We start from the raw sequence: 19,920 nt of genomic DNA, 5'->3' as shown, positions 1-19,920 counted from the left end.
GCCGCCGACTGGCAGCGCGATCCATGTCAAAACTGGTAGATCACACGCACGCCGTACGCCGGCTGCGCAGTTCCAAATCCATCGGGCCGATGGATCGCCCAACCGGCAAACGCATCGACGCTGGCGCCGAACCAGCCACCACGCAGCCCTGCTGCGCCACCGACCAGACTGCGGCTCCGCAGCCCGCTGGCGCTGGTGCCATCGATCCGTCCTGCATCCAGCCCCAGGTAAGGCGTCAGCCCAATCTGCTGCACCGGGAAACTCAAGGTATTGCGCCAATACGCGCCTTTCTCGGCACCCAGGGTCGCTTCGCCATCGAAGCCGCGCACGCTGTAACGGCCGCCGATCGTGAAGAATTCCGAGCCAAGCAACGGCTCGCCCGCGGTCTGCGCACGCAGGCTGCTTTCCCAGGCCATCGGCACCGCACCGAGCTTGAACGGCAACGCCGTGCTCACGTCCAACGTGGTCACGCCATACCGAAAGCTGGGGAAGCCGATCTGCGGGTCATAGCCGGTCCATTGACTGTTGAACCACGGCGTGCCGCGTCGGTGTGCGACGCGCACGTCCAGCTGCATCGCGCCCAGGTAGCGCCGATGGGTGAGATAAAACTCGGCGCTACTGGTATCGCGCCGCTGGATCCCGATCTCCACGCCGTCCAGATAGCTGCGCGCACGCCGCCGTCCCAGCGTGACACCGGCAGAGGTCTTGCTGGTGCCATCGCGATGCAAGACACGCTGGATATCCAGCTGGGCATTGCTGGATTCGCCGCTGGACTGGAAGGTCTGCAGGAATCCGTCCACACGCTGGTGGTAGCGGTACGACGACGCCGAAAGCGCAAACGTCCACCAGCCCCACGGCAGGCTGTAGCTCAGACTGTTGCCGCGGGTGCCGCGCTCTTCATCGCGTGTCGCCAGATCGTGGCTATAGCCGACACTGAGCAGGTCGTTGAGCCCCAGCGGGTTATCCAGCGAAACATCCAGCCCACCCTGTACGCGGCCGGTGGCTTCCACACCCGAATCCTCGGCGTTGACCACACCGCGCCAACGCCGGCCGTGCTGCAAGGTGATCACCAGATCCGATTCGCCTGGCGCCTCGCCCGGCGCGATGTCGATCTTGGCGTCCTGCGATGGCAGGCGCTTGAACTGCTCCACGGCTTGTTCGATCGCGCGCAGATCCAGCAGATCGCCGTGCCGTAGCGGCAGCGCGCTCTTCCAATGTTCGCCGCCGGTGTCGGAGACCACGCGCACCGCGCGCAAGCGGCCGGGCATCAGTTCGAAACGCAGTTCGCCGCGCGAAAGATCCTGTTCGGGCACGCCGATGCGGGTGGTGACCAGGCCGCGCGCGACCAGCTGATCGAGGGCGCGACGGCGGATGACGTCGATGCCCGCGCGCCCGATGCAGCGGCCCTCATAACGACGCAGCAACTTCCACAACCACGCAAAGCGTGCACCGTCGTTCCCTGCACCGGACAGGCGCACGCGGGCGATCGGGAAACACAGTTCCTCCTTGGGAAGCACGGTGCTGCGTGCGTCCACGCGCTCGGCGTCCTCGCGCGGGCCGGCGAAGGGCGCCTGGCGCTCCTGCTCCTGCCGACGCTGAATCTCTTCGGCCTGGCGCAGTTGCTCCTGCCGGTCGAGGCTGGTCGGTGCCGATTGTTGTGCAGCCGCCAGCCCGACGACCGCCCATAGACAAGCCGCCAGCGCCCATGGCGCCGATCGCATCCACATCTGTCATGCCCCCTGTGCGACGGCCACGCCTGAGCCTGCCGTCACTCGCATCGCCGCACCGCGCTACCAAAACGGCAACACAAGTCCTGGGTGCGGCGAATGCGGCGCAACTGTGCTGCACTGTTAAGAAAGGGTCAACTCAGCGTGTAGGGGCCACCCTGTAAGAAAATCCCGACAAATTCATTTGTGCGATGAAAATCACATTAATATCGGACGCGACCGTATCGCGGGCGCAGAGTGCCGAGCGGGTTGATCGCTGCTACAGGCAGCAAGTTCCCCGAACACGCTGTCATCGAAGCCATTCGAGACATGCTCATCAATGCATATCTCCACCTTCCCGTTTCCTCTCACGCCGTCCTGCAGTTCGTCGCGGGCTGTGCGGTGGCAACTCCTGGCCTTGTCTTTCGACTCAACCCTGGGCGGCGGCGTCGGCTCACAAGAATGTGCATACCGGCACACCTTGCCCACCGATCTCATGCAATGAACATCACATCAACATGGTGATGACACGCGCTTTACATAGGCATACGCAGTATCGCCGCACTTCATAGCTGGATCGCTTGTGAACTTCTCTTCCCCCTTGTTTGCACACGCACGTGCAGCGCGGTCGTCCTGACCGCACAGGCGCACTCACTCCCCTGCTCAGCCTTGCCTTGTTTGCCGCATGTGTGCCCCTGGCGCACAGCGGTGAAGTGCGGCCGACAGACGTGAGTGGCGCCTCCACCGCCCTTACCCCCATGCAGCAGGCCGAGCAGCTGCGCGGTGAGCAGCGCTATGCGGATGCGCTCGCCATCTACGAACGCGTGTTGCGTGCAGACCCGCGCGACAGAGGTGCGTACACGATGCGTGCGCTCACGCTCAGCGATCTGGGCGGTGCGCAGCTTGCCGCAGAAGCGGTTTGGCGCCATCCGGATTGGTTTTCGCAGCAGGAGCGCGAGCGCATCGACAACGATCGCGTCGCGCGCATGATCGGCTGGGCCAGCGCCGAGCCGGTCGATGCCGCACACCGCTATGCAGAGACCGATCAGGCGTTGGTCAATGTCGCCCGCATGGCACGCGATGCACCGCCACAGGTGGCCTGGGAAGCGACGCGCTTGCGCGTCGACAGTCTTGTTGCCCTCAATCAACGTCAGCGCCATCGCGACGTGGTGGCCAACTATCAGGCATTGCGTGCCGAAGGTATCGAGGTGCCCAGCTACGTCCTGCCGACGGTTGGCGACTCGCTGATGGGGCTGCGCCGCCCGGCCGAGGCCGAGACCGTGTTGCGGCAGGCGCTGCAGCACAGCCCGGACGACTTCAACACGCAGCTGCTGCTGGGCTACGCATTGCTGGAGCAGGAACGCTTCGATCAGGCGATGCCACTGTTCGAGCAGCTGGCCGCCACGCAAGCGCCGTGGCCGCGTCGCACCGGCGCAACCAGCGGTTACGAAAATTGGGATCGCTTCAGCGCCGATGTCGCGCTCGCTACCGCGCGCTCTGCGGCCAACGACAACCGTGGTGCGGAGCAGGTGCTGCGCGAGCGCATCGCGATTGGTCCTGACAACGCCGAGTTGCAGGCAGCCCTGGCGTCGATCCAAGCGCGTCGCGGGCACACCACGCAGGCCCTGCAACGCAATCAGATCGCGCTGACGCTGGACCCGCATCAGAAGCAGGCACGTAGCGGCGTGGTGGAAAACCAGCGCGATCTCGATCGCCTGGACCTGGCCGATGCGCAGTTCAAGGCCTTGCGCACCGAGTATCCGGATGACGTTGGCCTGCAACGGCTGGGTGCATCGCTGGAGCGCCAACGCGGCTGGCAGGTGCATCTGAGCCATGCATGGGGGCGCAGCGACAACGACGATCGCGCCACCGCAATCTCTCCACTCGGCAACCATTTCGCCAGCTCGCTGCTGGAAGCCGAATCGCCGCTGCTGGGCGAGCGCTGGCGCGTGGGCTTGCGCGCGCGCGAGGACTGGGCCGATTTTCAGGATACCCGCGTGCGTTATCGCAGCTTCTGGCTGGGTACGCATTACCGCTACGACCGGCTCGATCTGAGCGCCTATGGTGGCCGCGCACTCGATGATGTCGATCGCGACGGCACCGCCTGGGCATTGGACGCAGGCTGGCGATTTTCCGATGCGTGGTATGGCAGCGTCGCGTGGCGGACACGTGACCCGGAGGCCTCGTTGCAGGCGCGTCGGTTGGGCATCACCGGCGACAGCATCGGCGCTGCCGTACGCTGGACGCCCAACGACGAAAGCCGTTGGGAACTGCAAGCGCGCCAGCTGCGTTACAGCGACGGCAATCGGCGCAGCCAGCTCGATCTCTCCGGCAGTCAACGCCTGTGGGCAAGCCCGCATGTGCTGATCGACGGGCTGTTTTCCGCGTCCGCCGGGCGCGCCGAAGACGACCGCGCCGTCAATTACTTCAATCCGCGCCGCAGCTCTGCGGTGGCCGCCGGCATGCGCATCGATCAGATCGGCTGGCGTCGCTACGACGACGCCTTCCGGCAGCGGCTGGAGGTCACCGTCGGGCCGACCTATCAGTCCGGCTTTGGCAGCCAGTGGGTGCCCAGCGCGGCCTACCGGCACCTGTGGTCGCTTGGCGACGGCAGTGCGCTGAGCTACGGCGTGAGCTGGTCGCGCCCGGTCTACGACGGACAGCGCGAACAACAACTTGGATTCGACCTGGATTTCCGATGGGGAGGTACGCCTTGATCCGCCTGCCGCTGTTGCTGGTCGCCTTGCTGCTGATGACGTTCGCATCGTCCGCACATGCAGGCCTGCTGGTACTCAGCTACCACGATGTTCGCGACGACGTCGCCGCCAAGGGCGACCCGGATCGCTATGCGGTGTCCACCAGCAACTTCGCCGCGCATCTGGACTGGCTGCGCTCGCACGCCTACCACCCGGTGAGCGTGCAGCAGGTATTGGACGCACGTGCCGGCAAGCGTGCCCTGCCCTCCAGGCCAGTGTTGCTGACCTTCGACGACGGCTTACGCAGCGTCTACACACGTGTGTTCCCGCTATTGCAGGCCTATGGTTATCCCGCGCTGGTCGCCCCCGTTACCAGTTGGGTCGAATTGCCGGCCGGCCAGGTGGTGCCCTACGGCCATCGCGATTTCACCCACGATGATTTTGTCACCTGGGCGCAACTGCGCGAAATGCAGGACAGCGGCCTGATCGAAATCGGCTCGCATAGCGATGATCTGCACAAAGGTATTCCCGGCAATCCATTTGGCAATCAGACCCCGGCGGCGGTCACCCGTCGTTGGGAGGCGGGCAAAGGCTATGAGAGCGAAGCCGACTATCGCCAGCGCATCGAGACCGATCTGCGCCATAGCCGCGATGCCATCGTGGCGCAGCTGGGCAAACCGCCGCGTGCGATGGTGTGGCCGTATGCTGCCTACAATCGCGCCAGCAATGGCATTGCCGCGCAGTTGGGCATGACGCTCAGCTTCGACCTGGAAGGCCGCTCGCACGAAGCCGATATCGGCCAGCAAGGTCGCGACCGCGTGGACGGACAATCGCTGGCGAGCCTCGGGCGCCTGTTGTTGTTCAACAATCCCGACGTGCGCGATCTCGCCGGCGAACTGCGACGCGATCTGTCGCGCGATGGCCTGCGTGCGATCCAGATCGATCTGGACTACGTCTACGACCCGGACCCGGCGCAGCTGGAACGTAACCTCGACATCCTGGTTCAACGCGTCAAGGACATCGGCCCCAGCCATGTCTTTCTGCAGGCCTTTGCCGACCCGGATGGCGATGGCGCGGCCGATGCGCTGTATTTCCCCAACCGGCATCTGCCGATGCGCGCGGACCTGTTCGGGCGCGTGGCCTGGCAGCTGCGAACCCGCGCCGGTGTCCGCGTGTTCGCCTGGTTGCCGGTGCTCGGCTTCCATCTGCCCGACGCACAGCAGCAGGCGGCGCTGCAGATCCGAGCAAACGATCCGAAGGATGTGCCGCGTCTGGACCCGGGCAACCCGCGCACCCGCCAACTGGTGGCCGACGTCTACGAAGACCTGGCCGCCAATGCCTACTTCGAAGGCCTGCTGTTCCATGACGATGCCTACCTGCGCGATGACGAAGTGCCGGCCTACGGCGGCGGCGATCCGGCCAGGCGCACGCAGGCGCTGATCGGCTTCACGCAGCAGCTCAAGGTCGCCGCAGAACGTTGGCGCCCCAAGCTGGTCACGGTGCGCAACCTGTTCGCGCAGCCGGTACTGGAGCCGCACAGCGAAGCGTGGTTTGCGCAGCGCCTGGACGCGTTTGCGTCCGCCTACGACTACACCGCGCTGATGGCGATGCCGTACATGGAACAAGCCGACGATCCGCAGCTGTGGCTCACGCAGCTGGCGACACGTGTCGGTCAGCAACCACGCGGTTTCGACAAGACCATCTTCGAACTGCAAACCGTCGATTGGCGTACCGGCAAGCCGCTGCCTGACGGCGTGCTACTCGCACACGCCAAGCTGCTGCTGGCGGCCGGCGTGCGTCATCTGGCGTATTACCCCGATGATTTCATTGGCGGCCATCCGTCCCTGCCCGAAGCGCGCGAAGCCATCTCGGCCCGCCAATTCCCCTATATCGAGCGATGACCGATGACGACCAGCCTCTTACTGGCCGCCCTGTTCAACTTTGCGTTTTACTACCCGATCATCATGGCGTTTTTCTGGATGATCGGCGGTATCTACTACTACCTGCGGCGTGAACGCGGCACGCCAGGGCCATCCAAGCCGCCGCCGATGGCCAGCGAGCCGTTCGTATCGTTGCTGATGCCCTGCTACAACGAAGCCAAGCATGTTGCCGAAACCATCGAGGCGATGAGCGCGCAGCACTATGCAGACTTCGAGATCATCGCAATCAACGACGGCAGCACCGACCGCACTGCCGAGGTGCTCGACGACCTCACCCACCAGCATCCACGGTTGCGCGTGGTGCATCTGGAGCAGAACCACGGCAAGGCCAACGCACTGCGCGTCGGCACGCTGGCCGCACGCTCGGATTACCTGGTGTGCGTGGATGCCGATGCGATTCTCGACCCCAACGCAACCCGCTGGATGGTGGGTCACCTGATTTCCGGCCCACGCGTCGGCGGCGTCACCGGCAACCCGCGCGTGCGCAATCGCACCACGCTGATGGGCCGCATGCAGGTCGGCGAGTTTTCCGCGATCGTGGGCCTGATCAAGCGCGCCCAACGCGTGTACGGCCGCCTGTTCACCGTGTCCGGTGTGATCTGCGCGTTTCGTCGCTCGGCCCTGCACCACGTCGGCTTCTGGTCCGACAACATGGTCACCGAAGACATCGACATCTCCTGGCGCCTGCAGCTCGACGGCTGGGATATCCGTTACGAGCCCAACGCGCTGTGCTGGATCCTGATGCCCGAGACCTTCCGCGGCCTGTGGATGCAGCGCCTGCGCTGGGCGCGCGGTGGCGTGGAGGTATTGCTGAGCCATGGTCGACGCGCGTTGGCGTGGCGTAGCCGGCGCATGTGGGCGGTGCTGCTGGAATACGCGCTGAGCCTGATCTGGGCCTATGTGATGTTGTTCATCATCGTGCTGTGGGTACTCGGCAAGTTCATCGCGATGCCGCCGGCGTTGTATGTCGACACCATCCTGCCGCGCTGGCATGGCCTGGTGCTGGCAGTGGTCTGCCTGCTGCAGTTCGGCACCAGCCTGATCATCGAACGTCGCTACGAAAAAGGCCTGGCACGCCAGTTCTTCTGGGTGATCTGGTACCCCGCTGCCTTCTGGATGATCGGCATGCTCACTGCCGTCATCGCCTTCCCCCGCGCTCTCATCGCACGCCGCAACCAACGCGCGCGATGGAAAAGCCCCGACCGAGGAATCCAATGACCCCGCCCATCATCAACCTGCCGCAACGCCTCGGCCGCTCGCGCCGGCTCGCCTACGGCGCCGCCACCGCCGGCGCCTGGATGGTCTATTTCTATCTCTGGGCACCGCTGGCCACGCTGATCGCCTGGTTCTTCGGCCTGCGCAGCGCGTACACCGAGCTCTACCTGCGACACAACGCCATCGACCCGTTCGCCCTCGGCGCACTGCCGGTGATCGCCCTGATGGCGGCCATCACCACCGTCGGCTGGGCCGAATACAACCGCCTGCGCTTCGCCAATGCCGACAAGCGCAAACGCCCACGCACCGTGGCCGAACTGGAAGTGGACCAGCGCCTGGGTGTCACCGAACAACTCGGCACCCTGCTCCGCCACAGCCGTATCTCATCGGTGGCGATGGACAAGTTCGCAAGGCCGGTGGGAGTGCGGGTGGTACGGCATCGGTGAGACGCGATGCTTGAGAGCTGCTGTAAGACAAAGTGGTCTGCTTGCACAAGCAGCCTTTGCTCACAGCGCTGGTCAGGCTCGAAACGTCGTGAGGCCGCTGCCATTGAGCCCACTGGCAAGCTTTTGAAAGCCGCTTCAAAGGTGGCCCCGGCCAGGGCGCGATGATGTCGCTCAACGCGCACCCGGGCCGGTCGCACTACCTGCTTCGGGAGGGCAGTAGTTGATCCCACCCATCCGGTGCTGTGGGGGTGCGGATCGGGATCTGACATGCCAGTTCAAAATGCTCGGCGCCATGTGCATAGGGCAGACCCAACCAGGCCTCACATGCAGGCAAGTCTGTCGGCAGATACCCGCTGGCAGGCAGCCATGTATCTCGCAACCAACCAAACGCGCGCATTTCCAGCGCCAACCCTCCCCGGATCACGACTTCAGCCACCTTCATCGCCGGAAATCGGAAGACGCCGATCTCACCGAGATGGCGCCCATGCGTGACCTCCACCGCGACGTCATATCGGCAATCCGCTGCAGACGCGAGACGAGGTTGATCCCAGAGATAGCCAAGCCACTGATGATGCTCGACGCCGGCGTCTCGTGCCCATGACAGCAAGCGCATCGCTGCCTCTTGCACGGAGCCCTCTTCAAACGGCCGATGCACCCGGATGTACTGGACAGTGCGTGCCGGAAGATCACGTAGCCTTATCGAAAATTCTTGCGTAGCGGCTGCAGCGCTGCTCCGGATACCCGATACACCTGCCAAGGTGTCATCCAGCGCTCGACGGCGGCCAGCCAGGCACGCATCGATATCCAGCTTCGTCGGCGAATCGCCAAAATGTTTTCTGAAATTTCTGGAAAAATCTGACAGCGACGAAAATCCTCGGCGTACCGCGATGTCGGTCAGTGGCTGACGAGGCATCTGGGAGACATCGCCTAGCGCACTTTCCAGACGACGGCGCAGCACGAAGGCGTGCGGTGTTTCGCCCATTACGGCGCGAAACAGGCGCTGGAGATGGAACGGCGACACGCAAGACGCTTCGGCGATCAGCGCCAGCGAAAGGTGCCCGGCAAGATTGACTTCGATGTAGTCCAGCGCACGGTTCACGCTCTGGACGGCAGTAAGGGGCACCGTTTCGCTGATCGGCATATGCGCAAGATCCGACAAATGGCTTCTGTGCCGATGTTATACCGTGGGCCTGTGGGTAATGCGCCTTCCATCGGGGCTTGCAGCATTGCCCGTTATTCAATCCACTGACTAGGCTCCCAAGGAATCAGGCATGCACGCAGTGACAGGGATCGGCGGGATCATCATCAAGTCCAAGGACGCACCGGCGTTGCGACAATGGTATGCAACGCAGTTGGGGATCGAGGTCCAAACATGGGGAGGCGCAGTGTTCGATACCGGCGCCAGTGCCGAAGGCGCTGAGAACCCGCTGGTGTGGGCAGTGCACGATGAAGCCAGTGCCCAGTTCGAAAACACCACCGCCCCATTCATTGTGAACTACCGGGTCGACGACCTGGAGTCACTGATTGCCAAGCTCAAAGCTGCGGGCTGCCAGGTATCAGACACCGTTGTGAAGTCGGAATTCGGCCTGTTCGCCTGGGTCATCGACCCCGATGGCAACAAAGCGGAGTTGTGGCAAGCGCTTTAAGCATCCGTTGATTCGTCTGCTGAAGAAATAGGCAGGATCCAAAGATCCTGACGATGCGATGGCAACTCGTGCCGACTCGCCTACGGCGCTGCGGCAGCCGGCACACGGAAGGTCTATTTCTACCTCTGGACAGCACTGGGGGCGCTGATCGCGTGGTTTTTTGGCCTGCTCAGTGCCCACGCCTAGCGATATCCGAAGCACGCACTGGAACCGTTCACGCTGGGCCCTGTTGCTGACCGCCTTGATGGGCCCATCACCCCCGTTGTCTGTGCGGAATACGACCGCCGGCGCTTCGTTAATGCCGACCAGGGCGCTTGCACCCTGGTCGAACCCGACGTCGACCAGCGCCTGCCTGCCACCGAACAACTCGGCACCCTGCTCCGCCACAGCCGCATCTCATGGGTGCCGATGGACAAGTCTGCACGGCCGGTGGGGGTGCGGGGGGTGAGGCATCGGTGAGAAAGTTAGCGGTGCGCAAAGACAAACGAACTGGGGCCCGTCTTGCGCAGGCAGGCCTCGGCTCCCAAGCACTGGTCTGGTCAGGAAGGTATCGGAACGCCCTCACCGGTGACGCCCCGGATCTTGGCAATAACACGCTCAGCGTGTTCTCTCGCCTCCCGTTCATTGCGAAACTTGAAGCCACGCAGCCAAAGCATATGACGTGCCCGGCCTTCAAGGCGCCTGCTCAAAATGCCGGCCACGGGCTTGCCCTTTTCATCCGTCTCCACATGGGCGGAAACTGTCCATCCATCAATTTCGCGCATGGGCATATCCATCTTTCCTTAGACGCAGCGGAGCCTGCTTGGCCGCACCGCAGCAAGTCAAGTAACGAGCGGTGCGCTAACTCGCTCGTTAGCCTCTGCGAGGCGCAAGTGCCTACCTCCGCTGGCACCAGGGCGGCGTACCTCACCGCATCTGCCTCGGCCGCCTCGGCGCTCATGAGGCTGAAGAAATACCAGCAGCGAAAGAAGCTGAGCTGACGCATGGCGTACGCATCCTTGCGCGCCTGCCAGTGGTGAGCGTCTACCTTGAGTAGTACGTGGATTGGTACGCGGCCCGGTATCCGACCACAGCAGGCAAGGCGCGAAGGGAATTGAAGCGCTCCATCGCCAACTTCGGCCAAGCGACCGCGCTTGTGGCAACTGTGGCAGTCGGCTGTGGATATGTCTCTAAATCTGACAAGACCCGAAAAGAAAATCGGCGCTAATTCGTTGATTCCTGGTGACCCCGGCCCGATTCGAACGGGCGACCTTCCCCTTAGGAGGGGGACGCTCTATCCAGCTGAGCTACGGGGCCAAGGGCGGCATTGTCGCATGTTCAGCCAGCTTGCCAAGCCGGCCGGGGGTGGGTGGAGCCTGCTAAAATCGGCGGCTACCCGTGTCGCTGCCGGCCTTAGGCGCTGCGCGACCGCCACTGTTTCCAGGAGATTCCATGTCCGCTGACCTGCTCAAGGCGCTCGACCTCGCCGCGTCCAATTCCGGTACCTATCTCGGCGAGGCGACCTGGTCGCAGGCCACCGGTGCCGGGGTGCTGCAGCCGCTCAATCCGACCACCAACGCGGTGATCGCCGATGTGCAGGCGACCACGCCGGAGGATTACGAACTGATCATCGCGCGCGCGCAGGCGGCCTTCAAGGTATGGCGGACCACGCCCGCGCCGCGTCGTGGCGAAGCCGTTCGCCTGTGTGGCGAAGCGCTGCGCACGCACAAGGATGCGCTCGGTTCGCTGGTGGCCCTGGAAATGGGCAAGAGCAAGCCCGAGGGCGATGGCGAAGTGCAGGAGATGATCGACATCGCCGACTTTGCCGTGGGCCAGAGCCGCATGCTCTATGGCTACACCATGCATTCCGAACGTCCCGGCCATCGCATGTACGAGCAGTACCAGCCGCTGGGCCTGGTCGGCATCATCAGCGCCTTCAACTTCCCGGTGGCGGTGTGGGCGTGGAATGCCTTTTTGGCAGCGATTTGCGGCGATATCTGCCTCTGGAAGCCGTCCAACAAGACGCCGCTGACGGCCATCGCCACGATGAAGATCTGCAATGCCGCGCTCAAGGATGCCGGCTTCCCGGACATCTTCTTCCTGATCAACGATGCCGGCACCTCCCTGTCGGAAAAGCTGGTCGAAGACGGCCGCGTGCCGCTGATCAGCTTCACCGGCTCGACCCAGATCGGCCGCGTGGTGGCCGAAAAGGTCGCCCATCGCCTGGGCCGCTGCCTGCTGGAACTGGGGGGCAACAACGCCATCATCCTGGACGAGACCGCCGACCTGAAGCTGGCCATCCCGGGCATCGTGTTCGGTGCGGTCGGCACCGCCGGGCAGCGCTGCACCACCACGCGCCGCCTGATTGTGCACGCGTCGATCTACGACAACGTGCTGGCCACGCTGGTCAAGGCGTACAAGCAGCTCGACAGCAAGATCGGCGACCCGACCGATCCGGCCAACCTGATGGGCCCGCTCAACAGCCGCGGCGCGGTGGAGCAGTTCCTGGCCTCGATCGCCCAGGCCAAGGCCGCTGGCGGCACGGTGGAGGTGGGCGGCACCGCGATCGATCGCCCCGGCAACTTCGTGCTGCCGGCCATCGTCACCGGGCTGCAGAACAGCGACGCAGTGGTGCAGCACGAAACCTTCGCCCCCATCCTGTACGTGATGAAATACAGCACGCTGGATGAGGCGATCGAGCTGCAGAACGGCGTGCCGCAGGGCCTGTCGTCGTCGATCTTCACCCAGAACCTGAAGGCGGCCGAGAAGTTCCTGTCGGCGGCCGGCAGCGACTGCGGCATCGCCAACGTCAACATCGGCACCTCCGGCGCGGAGATCGGCGGCGCGTTCGGCGGCGAGAAGGAAACCGGCGGTGGCCGCGAATCCGGCTCGGACGCGTGGAAGGTCTATATGCGCCGCCAGACCAACACCATCAACTACTCCGACTCGCTGCCGCTGGCGCAGGGCATCAAGTTCGATCTGTGATCGATGGCATCGTAGCGCGCCCGGCCATGGCCGGCGCGCTGCAGCTGTCGCATGCCCTCGCTGCGGCCGGCCTGCAACAACGACGGACACGCGCGGCAGATGCCATCCCGCAGCGATTGACAGCGGTCCGCTGACATTTCGGCCGGGACCGGCAACCCATCGGCAAGGTGTCGCGTCGCCAGGCAATCAGGCAGTTGAGGCAAGCCTTCAGGCCCCCTTCCCGGCCGTCAATGACCGGAGGATCGCGTTTTGCGCCCCAGACGGCACGCCATTCGCACGGCCGCTCTGGGATAATCGCCTCACGCCAGCCTCTGCTGCCGCCAATCTCCAGGAGTTCATGATGAACGTTGTCGTTCGACAAACCAGCGCCATGGCCATCGTCAGCCTGGTCGCAGGCATTCTCGGCTGGACGCTGATTCCTTTCATCGGCAGCGTGTGCGCCATCATCACCGGCCACCTGGCGCGCGCGGAAATCCGCCGCAACCCGCAGGGGCTGGAAGGCGACGGCCTGGCGATCGGCGGGCTGATCCTGGGCTGGCTGGCGGTGGCCCTGTGGGTGCTGGGCATTGCGGTCTTCATCCTGTTTTTTGGCGGTATGGCGTGGCTGGCGGCCGCAAACAGTTGAGCATGGCCGCGCCCTCCTCGGCCCAACGCTTCAACGACCGTGTGGCGGCCTATGTGCGCTACCGGCCCAGCTATCCGCCGCAGTTGCTGCGCTGGTTGCATGACGAACTTGGCATCACGCCGGCGACTGCGGTGGCCGATATCGGCGCCGGCACCGGCATTTCCAGCCGGCTGTTTCTGGAGGCCGGTTATGCGGTCACGGCGGTGGAACCCAACCCGGCGATGCGCGAAGCCGCGCAGCAGTGGCTGGCGGGATTTACCAAGTTCCAGGCCGTCGATGGCACCGCCGAAGCCACCGGGCTGGCCGATGCCAGCATGGGCCTGGTGTCTGCCGCGCAGGCCTTCCACTGGTTCGACACCCAGGCCATCCGTGCCGAGTGGGCGCGCGTGCTGCGTCCCGACGGGCTGGCGGTGATCTACTGGAACTCGCGCGAGCTGGACACCACCGCGTTCCTGCGCGGCTACGAGCAATTGCTGCTGGACTACGGCACCGACTATTCGGCCGTGGCCGAGCGCTACCAGGACGATGCGACCATGCAGGCCTGGTTCGGCGACGGGTTCCGCGCGATGGCGCGCTTTCCCAATGTGCAGCGGCTGGATTTCGATGCACTACGCGGCCGCCTGCTGTCGTCGTCGTACGCACCGCTCGCACACGACCCACGCCACGCACCGATGCTCGCCGCGCTGCGCACGCTGTTCGATGCGCACGCACAGGACGGACAGATCGACTTCCAATACCAGACCCGCGTCTTCGCCGGGAAATTGAACTGACATCCATGTATTCGCTTGCCCGTCCCCTGCTGTTCACCCTCGATGCCGAGCGCGCGCATGCGCTGGCGTTGCGCTCCATCGACACCGCCTACCGCACCGGCACCACGTCGCTGCTGGCCAAGCGCCCGGTCCCGCTGCCGACGCCGGCATTCGGCTTGATGTTCCCCAATCCGGTCGGCCTTGGCGCAGGCCTGGACAAGAACGGCGAGCACATCGATGCGCTGCTGGCACTGGGCTTCGGCTTCGTCGAGATCGGCACGGTGACGCCGCGGCCGCAGGAAGGCAATCCCAAGCCGCGCATGTTCCGCCTGCCGGAGTATCAGGCGGTGATCAACCGCATGGGCTTCAACAACCTGGGCGTGGATGCGCTGGTGGCCAACGTGCAACGCGCGCGTCGTCGCGGCGGCCTGCTCGGCATCAACATCGGCAAGAACAAGGACACGCCCAACGAGGAAGCGACCAGCGACTACCGCTATTGCATGGAGCGCGTGTATCCGCTCGCCGACTACATCACCGTCAACATTTCCTCGCCCAATACCGCCGGTTTACGCGAACTGCAGGAAGAACAGGCGCTGCGTCGGCTGATCGCCGATCTGCGCGAAACCCAGGAAGCGCTTGCCGCGCAGCATGGCAAGCGCGTGCCGATGCTGGTGAAGGTGGCGCCGGATCTCAACGACCGCGACATCGACGCGGCCGCGCGCGTGCTGGCCGATCTGGCGGTGGATGGCGTGATCGCCACCAACACCACGGTCACGCGCACCTTGATCGCCAATCATCCGCTGGCTGCCGAGGCCGGCGGCTTGTCGGGCGCGCCGCTGCTGGGGCAATCCACGCTGGTGTTGCGCCGCTTGCGCGCACGTCTGCCCGAGTCGATCCCGTTGATCGGCGTGGGCGGCATCGGCTCCGGCGCCGACGCCGTGGCCAAGATGGCGGCCGGCGCGAGCCTGGTGCAGTGCTATAGCGGCCTGGTGTATCGCGGGCCGCCGTTGATCGGCGAGTGCGTGGACGCGATCCGTCGCCGCCGCGAAGCGCCCAGCGGTGGCGCGGTCTCGCCGCTATGAGCGATGCGGTGCAGACCGGCTGGCACTTGAGCGCGCATGCGCCACTGCGTGCGCTCAACACGTTCCATGTCGAAGCGACGGCGCGCTGGTTGCTCGGCATCCACACGCCCGAGGCATTGCCGCAGGCGCTGGCCGCGCCCGAGATCGCCGGGCTTGCATTGCTGGTGCTGGGCAGCGGCAGCAATGTGCTGTTGGCCGGCGACCCGCAAGGGTGCGTGCTGTGTTTCGAAAACCGCGATATCGCCATCATTGCGCACCACGCCGACCACGCCATCGTGCGCGCCGGGGCGGGTGTGAACTGGCATGCGCTGGTGCTGTATTCGCTGCAGCAGGGTTTGTCGGGCCTGGAAAATCTGGCGCTGATCCCCGGTACCGTCGGTGCCAGCCCGATCCAGAACATCGGTGCCTACGGCGCGCAGGTGGGCGACTTCATCCACGCGGTGGAGGCCTTCGATCGGCTTGGCCAGCAGTTTGTGCGGCTGACGGCGCCCGAGTGCGCCTTCGCCTACCGCGACAGCGTATTCAAGCAGCAACCCGAGCGTTATCTGATTGTGGCGGTGGAATTCAATCTGCCGCTGTTGCACGAACTGCGGCTGGATTACGCTGGTATTCGCGAGGAATTGGCCCACATGGGCGCCGAACTGGCGGGGGCCGCCGACGTGGCGCAGGCGGTGATCAACATCCGTCGACGCAAGCTGCCTGACCCGGATGTGCTCGGCAATGCAGGCAGTTTTTTCAAGAACCCGCTGTTGCCGAGCGAACAGATCGCCGCGTTGCAGGCCAGCTTCGCCGACATGCCGGTGTATCCCGGCGAGCAGCCAGGCCAGGGCAAGTTGTCGGCCGCGTGGTTGATCGAGCAATGCGGCTGGAAAGGCCAGCGCGAGGGCGATGCCGGCGTGTCTCCCGATCATGCCCTGGTGCTGGTCAACTACGGCACTGCCAGCGGCGCGCAGTTGCTGGAGTTTGCCAGGCGTATCGCCGAATCGGTGCGCGAGCGCTATTCGGTCATCCTGGAGCCGGAACCGCGCATCATCGGAGCGCATTGGTGACTGCAGCGCAGGTCTCGCGTCGTGCGGCGCTGTGGATGCTCACCAGTACCTTTGCCTTCGGCCTGATGGCCATCACCATCCGGCTGGCGTCGAGCAACATTGCCACCACCGAGATTGCATTCTTTCGTAACGCATTCGGGTTGCTGGCGCTACTCCCGCTGATCCTGCGGCCGGGCAAGGCGCTGCCACGGACGCGGCAATTGCCGCAGTATCTGGCGCGCACGCTGATCGGGCTGGCGTCGATGCTGTGCGGCTTCTGGGCGATCGGTCACCTGCCCTTGTCGCAGGCGATTTCGCTGTCCTATTCCACGCCCTTGTTCGTCACCGTGCTGGCGGTGGTGTGGTTGCATGAGCAGGTCCGTCTGCGCCGCTGGCTGGCGGTGGCGGCAGGCTTCATCGGCGTGCTGGTGATCCTGCGACCGGGATCGTCCACCTTCACGCCCGGGCTGCTGATCGCCTTGCTGGCCGCCGTCATCAGCGCCGTCGTCGCGATCCAGATCAAGCAGCTGTCGCGCAGCGACGACTCCGACACCGTGGTGTTCTATACCTATGTCTTCTGGGTGCCGATGTCGCTGATTCCGGCCCTGTTCCAGTGGACCTGGCCGCAAGGCATCGACTGGCTGTGGCTGCTGGCGACCGGCGTCTTCGGGACCGCGGGGCAGTTGTTCTGGACACGCGCACTCAAGCTGGGCGAAGTCTCCGCGCTGCAGCCGATCAGCTTCATGCAACTGCCGCTGGTGGCATTGCTGGGCTGGTGGCTGTTCGGCGAGGCGATCGAACGCCACACCCTGATCGGCGCGGCCATCATCATCGGCGCCAATGTCTATATCGCCCATCGCGAAACCGTGCTGGCGCGCCGCGCTGCCACGCATGCGCCAGTGGAGGGGGCAAAGCCGGGCGAGTGACGCAGCAGCGGTGACGCAATACATCTGGGTGTAACGCGCGTCGCCACATGCTTCACCACGCGTACCACAACTGCAGCGTTAGCGTTTTCGCGCACTGAGCGTTCGTCGGCGGCCTCTCCGTCACTGGGGACATGCCACCGAGATCGTATGCGACCATGCAGGCGAACCCGCTTGCACCAGGACACTGCACGTGAAAACCATCGGGATGATCGGCGGCATGAGCTGGGAGTCCACCCTGCCCTACTACCGCCATATCAATCAGGCCATCCGCCGCGAACGTGGCGGGCTGCATTCGGCCCGACTGTTGCTGTACAGCGTCGACTTCCACGATATCGAGCGCCTGCAGCACGCCGGCGACTGGGAAGGCGCCGGTCGCGAGATGGCGGCCGCCGCGCGTTCGCTGCACGCCGGCGGCGCGGACTTCATCGTGCTGTGCACCAACACCATGCATTGCGTCGCCGATGCAATCACCACCGCAACGCCACTGCCCTTGCTGCACATCGCCGATGCCACCGCCGAGGCCTTGCTCGCGGCTGGCATCGCCCGGGTTGGCCTGCTCGGCACGCGCTTCACCATGGAGCAGCCCTTCTATCGCCAGCGGCTGGAGGCACGTGGACTGACGGTGGTCATACCGCCTTCCGATGCGCGCGCGGAACTGCATCGGGTGATTTACCAGGAGCTGTGCCAGGGCGTGATCGATGCAGGATCGCGCCACTCGTTTCGTCAGGTCATGGCCGAACTCGAACAGCAAGGCGCGCAGGCGATCGTCCTGGGTTGCACGGAAATTTCCTTGCTGGTGGATGCCGGCGACTCGGCGCTACCGCTGTTCGATACCATCGTGCTGCATGCCGAAGCAGCGGCGTTGGCCAGCCTGCGCGCCTGATACGCCACCACGGGCGCAGACACGACGCGTTTACCGAAGTCCCATACGTGCCATCCAGCGCCAGCAGGCAAGCCGCAGCTGCTGGCGCGCTAGCATGATGCCCGCACTGGCGACTGCTGCACACGCGCCTGCGCGCCACCACCCGCCACAGGATGTCACGCCTTGAAGACCCATCCGCCCACAGGCATTGCACCGAGGGCGCAGCTCAATCGCGACGACTACAAGACGCTGGCCTTGTCCGCGCTGGGCGGCGCGCTGGAACTGTACGACTTCATCATCTTCATCTTTTTCGCCGCAGTGCTGGGCGAGTTGTTCTTCCCTCCCGGCATCCCCGACTGGATGCGCCAGCTGCAGACCTTCGGCATCTTTGCCGCCGGTTACCTGGTGCGTCCGCTGGGCGGCATGGTGATGGCCCATTTCGGCGACCTGGTCGGTCGCAAGCGCATGTTCGGCTTGAGCCTGCTGCTGATGGCGCTGCCGACGCTGTGCATCGGCTTGCTGCCCACCTACGCGCAGATCGGCATTGCGGCGCCGCTGCTGTTGCTGGGCGCGCGCCTGCTGCAGGGCGCCGCCATCGGCGGCGAGGTGCCCAGCGCCTGGGTATTCGTCGCCGAGCACGTGCCGCCGCAGCGCACCGGGCTTGCCTGCGGCACCCTGACCGCGGGCCTGGCCGGTGGCGTGTTGCTCGGTTCGCTGGGTGCCGGCGCCCTCAACCGCCACTTCACCCCTGCCGAGATCGCCGACTATGCCTGGCGCCTGCCATTTCTGGCAGGCGGCGTGTTCGGGCTGGTGTCGGTCTACTTGCGCCGCTGGCTGCACGAGACGCCGGTGTTCGCAGAACTGGTCGCCATGCGTGCGCTGGCGCGCGAAACTCCGCTCAAGCTGGTGCTGCGCGATCATCGCACCGGCGTCCTGCTGTCGCTGGCACTGACCTGGATGGTGGCCGGTGGCGTGCTGGTGGTGTCGTTGATGACACCGGGCCTGTTGCAGAGCAGTTACCACTACCCGGCCGCAGTGGCGCTACAGGCCAACAGCCTGGCCATCGTGCTGCAGGCTGCCGGGTCGGTGGTGGCCGGTGCGTTGGCCGACCGCCATGGCAATGGCCGCGTGCTGCTCATCGGCAGCGTCCTGCTGGGTGTAGCGGCATGGGCGTTCTACCGCTTGGCCGGCGATCCACAGCTGGTGTTTCCGCTCTACGCGCTGCTGGGCGCCGCACTGGGCGTGCTGGGGGTGATTCCGCGCATCATGGTCGAGGCGTTCCCACCCGAAGTGAGCCTGTCCGGCGTGTCGTTCGCCTACAACCTGGGCTATGCCGTGTTCGGCGGCCTTACCCCACTGGTGGTGGTGATGTTGCTCAAACAGCACCCGATGGGGCCGGGGTACTACGTGATCCTGCTGGCAGTGATTGGCAGCGTGGTCGGGCTGCGGTTGTCGCGCCAGGGGCGTACCGGTCGTTCCTGAGTGCAAGGCGGCAGTGGCCGCTGCAATCGGGACATTTCAGGCCCCCTGTGTGCAGACGCGCGGCCTGTCCACAACGCTCAGCCATGTAGTCCATCGAATCCGGGCAGCAGCACCACGCTTTCGTGCGTATTGGGGTCGGTTCGGGCCACCAGAACCACGGCCGCTTCCACGCCGTCGTTATAAGGCTGATGCGGCATGCCGGCCGGGATATACAGAAAATCGCCCGGCTGCACCACGTCATGATGCTCCAGGGCTGGGCCGTGCCAGACCTTGGACACTCCCGTCAGCGCGTAGATGGCGGTTTCATGCGATGCATGCAGATGCGGCTTGGCGCGCCCGCCCGGCGCGATCGTCACAACCTGCAGGCTAAGACCGGTCGCGCCGGTACTTTGCGCGGAGATCCCCATCGCGTAATGCACGCCTTGCGCCGCCAGTGCGCTTGCGCTTGCGCTGGCACGCAGCACGCGACATTTCTTCACGTCGGAGTCGTTCGGTAAGACGTCTTGCACGCGCAGATCCTCCAAAGAGCGTGTACTGGTGCGCCGACGCGGAC

16 protein-coding genes, 1 tRNA gene and 1 pseudogene are annotated in these 19,920 nt (G+C 64.9%); 13 read left to right on the top strand and 5 right to left on the bottom strand.

The window, feature by feature from the left end; all coding sequences use genetic code 11:
* Positions 1-26 precede the first annotated feature (26 nt).
* Positions 27-1,727: a ShlB/FhaC/HecB family hemolysin secretion/activation protein gene (locus tag Y887_RS00665; RefSeq protein WP_046962513.1), complete on the bottom strand. Its 1,701-nt coding sequence runs from the start codon at positions 1,725-1,727 to the stop codon at positions 27-29.
* Positions 1,728-2,464: 737 nt separating this feature from the next.
* Between Y887_RS00665 and pgaA the strand changes: the two genes are divergently transcribed.
* From pgaA to pgaD, 4 genes are read left to right on the top strand one after another with little or no spacing between them, the layout of a single operon-like run.
* Positions 2,465-4,423 carry a poly-beta-1,6 N-acetyl-D-glucosamine export porin PgaA gene (gene pgaA, locus Y887_RS00660; protein ID WP_046962512.1) on the top strand — a complete coding sequence of 653 codons (1,959 nt, stop codon included), beginning with the start codon at positions 2,465-2,467 and terminating at the stop codon, positions 4,421-4,423.
* Positions 4,405-6,303, top strand: coding sequence for a poly-beta-1,6-N-acetyl-D-glucosamine N-deacetylase PgaB (pgaB, locus tag Y887_RS00655; RefSeq protein ID WP_046962511.1), 1,899 nt, complete (start codon positions 4,405-4,407; stop codon positions 6,301-6,303). Before pgaA ends, pgaB begins: the two co-directional genes overlap by 19 nt.
* A gap of 3 nt (positions 6,304-6,306) precedes the next feature.
* Positions 6,307-7,560, top strand: coding sequence for a poly-beta-1,6-N-acetyl-D-glucosamine synthase (gene pgaC, locus Y887_RS00650; RefSeq protein WP_046962510.1), 1,254 nt, complete (start codon positions 6,307-6,309; stop codon positions 7,558-7,560).
* Positions 7,557-8,003 (top strand): poly-beta-1,6-N-acetyl-D-glucosamine biosynthesis protein PgaD, encoded by a 447-nt coding sequence (gene pgaD, locus Y887_RS00645; RefSeq protein ID WP_046962509.1) that lies wholly within the window; start codon positions 7,557-7,559, stop codon positions 8,001-8,003. Before pgaC ends, pgaD begins: the two co-directional genes overlap by 4 nt.
* A 196-nt stretch (positions 8,004-8,199) precedes the next feature.
* On the opposite strand, the gene Y887_RS00640 is transcribed toward pgaD, so the two are convergent.
* The gene (locus Y887_RS00640) at positions 8,200-9,102 is read right to left on the bottom strand and encodes an AraC family transcriptional regulator (RefSeq protein ID WP_248827409.1); all 903 of its coding nucleotides are present in this window, start codon (positions 9,100-9,102) and stop codon (positions 8,200-8,202) included.
* On the opposite strand from Y887_RS00640, the pseudogene Y887_RS21245 reads away from it, so the two are divergent.
* A pseudogene (locus tag Y887_RS21245) lies at positions 9,010-9,649 on the top strand (VOC family protein). The gene Y887_RS00640 and the pseudogene Y887_RS21245 sit on opposite strands and share 93 nt — an antisense overlap.
* 539 nt (positions 9,650-10,188) lie before the next feature.
* Here Y887_RS21245 and Y887_RS19985 read toward each other — a convergent pair.
* Together Y887_RS19985 and Y887_RS00625 are read right to left on the bottom strand one after the other, a co-directional pair.
* On the bottom strand, positions 10,189-10,413 hold the full coding sequence (locus Y887_RS19985) for a hypothetical protein (protein WP_127158889.1): 225 nt from the start codon (positions 10,411-10,413) through the stop codon (positions 10,189-10,191).
* Positions 10,414-10,868: 455 nt separating this feature from the next.
* Positions 10,869-10,945 (bottom strand) — tRNA-Arg (locus Y887_RS00625).
* Positions 10,946-11,080: 135 nt separating this feature from the next.
* Here Y887_RS00625 and amaB point away from each other — a divergent pair.
* The 8 genes from amaB to Y887_RS00585 all read left to right on the top strand — a co-directional run bounded on the left by amaB (position 11,081) and on the right by Y887_RS00585 (position 19,367).
* Positions 11,081-12,613, top strand: a complete 1,533-nt coding sequence (gene amaB / locus Y887_RS00620; RefSeq protein WP_046962505.1) for an L-piperidine-6-carboxylate dehydrogenase — start codon at positions 11,081-11,083, stop codon at positions 12,611-12,613.
* 340 nt (positions 12,614-12,953) lie between these two features.
* The gene (locus tag Y887_RS00615; RefSeq protein WP_046962587.1) at positions 12,954-13,238 is read left to right on the top strand and encodes a DUF4190 domain-containing protein; all 285 of its coding nucleotides are present in this window, start codon (positions 12,954-12,956) and stop codon (positions 13,236-13,238) included.
* A gap of 2 nt (positions 13,239-13,240) precedes the next feature.
* Positions 13,241-14,008 (top strand): class I SAM-dependent methyltransferase, encoded by a 768-nt coding sequence (locus Y887_RS00610; protein ID WP_046962586.1) that lies wholly within the window; start codon positions 13,241-13,243, stop codon positions 14,006-14,008.
* 5 nt (positions 14,009-14,013) lie between these two features.
* The gene (locus Y887_RS00605; RefSeq protein WP_046962504.1) at positions 14,014-15,069 is read left to right on the top strand and encodes a quinone-dependent dihydroorotate dehydrogenase; all 1,056 of its coding nucleotides are present in this window, start codon (positions 14,014-14,016) and stop codon (positions 15,067-15,069) included.
* Entirely contained in the window at positions 15,066-16,118 is a 1,053-nt protein-coding gene (gene murB / locus Y887_RS00600; RefSeq protein ID WP_046962503.1) for a UDP-N-acetylmuramate dehydrogenase, read from the top strand. The genes Y887_RS00605 and murB overlap by 4 nt, the downstream gene beginning before the upstream one ends.
* The gene (locus Y887_RS00595) at positions 16,112-17,023 is read left to right on the top strand and encodes a DMT family transporter (RefSeq protein WP_046962502.1); all 912 of its coding nucleotides are present in this window, start codon (positions 16,112-16,114) and stop codon (positions 17,021-17,023) included. Before murB ends, Y887_RS00595 begins: the two co-directional genes overlap by 7 nt.
* Positions 17,024-17,228: 205 nt before the next feature.
* Positions 17,229-17,906 (top strand): aspartate/glutamate racemase family protein, encoded by a 678-nt coding sequence (locus Y887_RS00590; protein ID WP_084725887.1) that lies wholly within the window; start codon positions 17,229-17,231, stop codon positions 17,904-17,906.
* A 162-nt stretch (positions 17,907-18,068) separates the two neighbouring features.
* Positions 18,069-19,367 carry an MFS transporter gene (locus Y887_RS00585; protein WP_046962501.1) on the top strand — a complete coding sequence of 433 codons (1,299 nt, stop codon included), beginning with the start codon at positions 18,069-18,071 and terminating at the stop codon, positions 19,365-19,367.
* Positions 19,368-19,444: 77 nt separating this feature from the next.
* On the opposite strand, the gene Y887_RS00580 is transcribed toward Y887_RS00585, so the two are convergent.
* Positions 19,445-19,846, bottom strand: a complete 402-nt coding sequence (locus Y887_RS00580) for a cupin domain-containing protein (RefSeq protein WP_046962584.1) — start codon at positions 19,844-19,846, stop codon at positions 19,445-19,447.
* Positions 19,847-19,920: the final 74 nt, after the last annotated feature.

The organism is Xanthomonas pisi DSM 18956, assembly GCF_001010415.1.
Lineage (GTDB): Bacteria > Pseudomonadota > Gammaproteobacteria > Xanthomonadales > Xanthomonadaceae > Xanthomonas > Xanthomonas pisi.
Note: the sequence above shows the minus strand (reverse complement) of the source record. Positions and strands in the feature narration are given on the sequence as shown.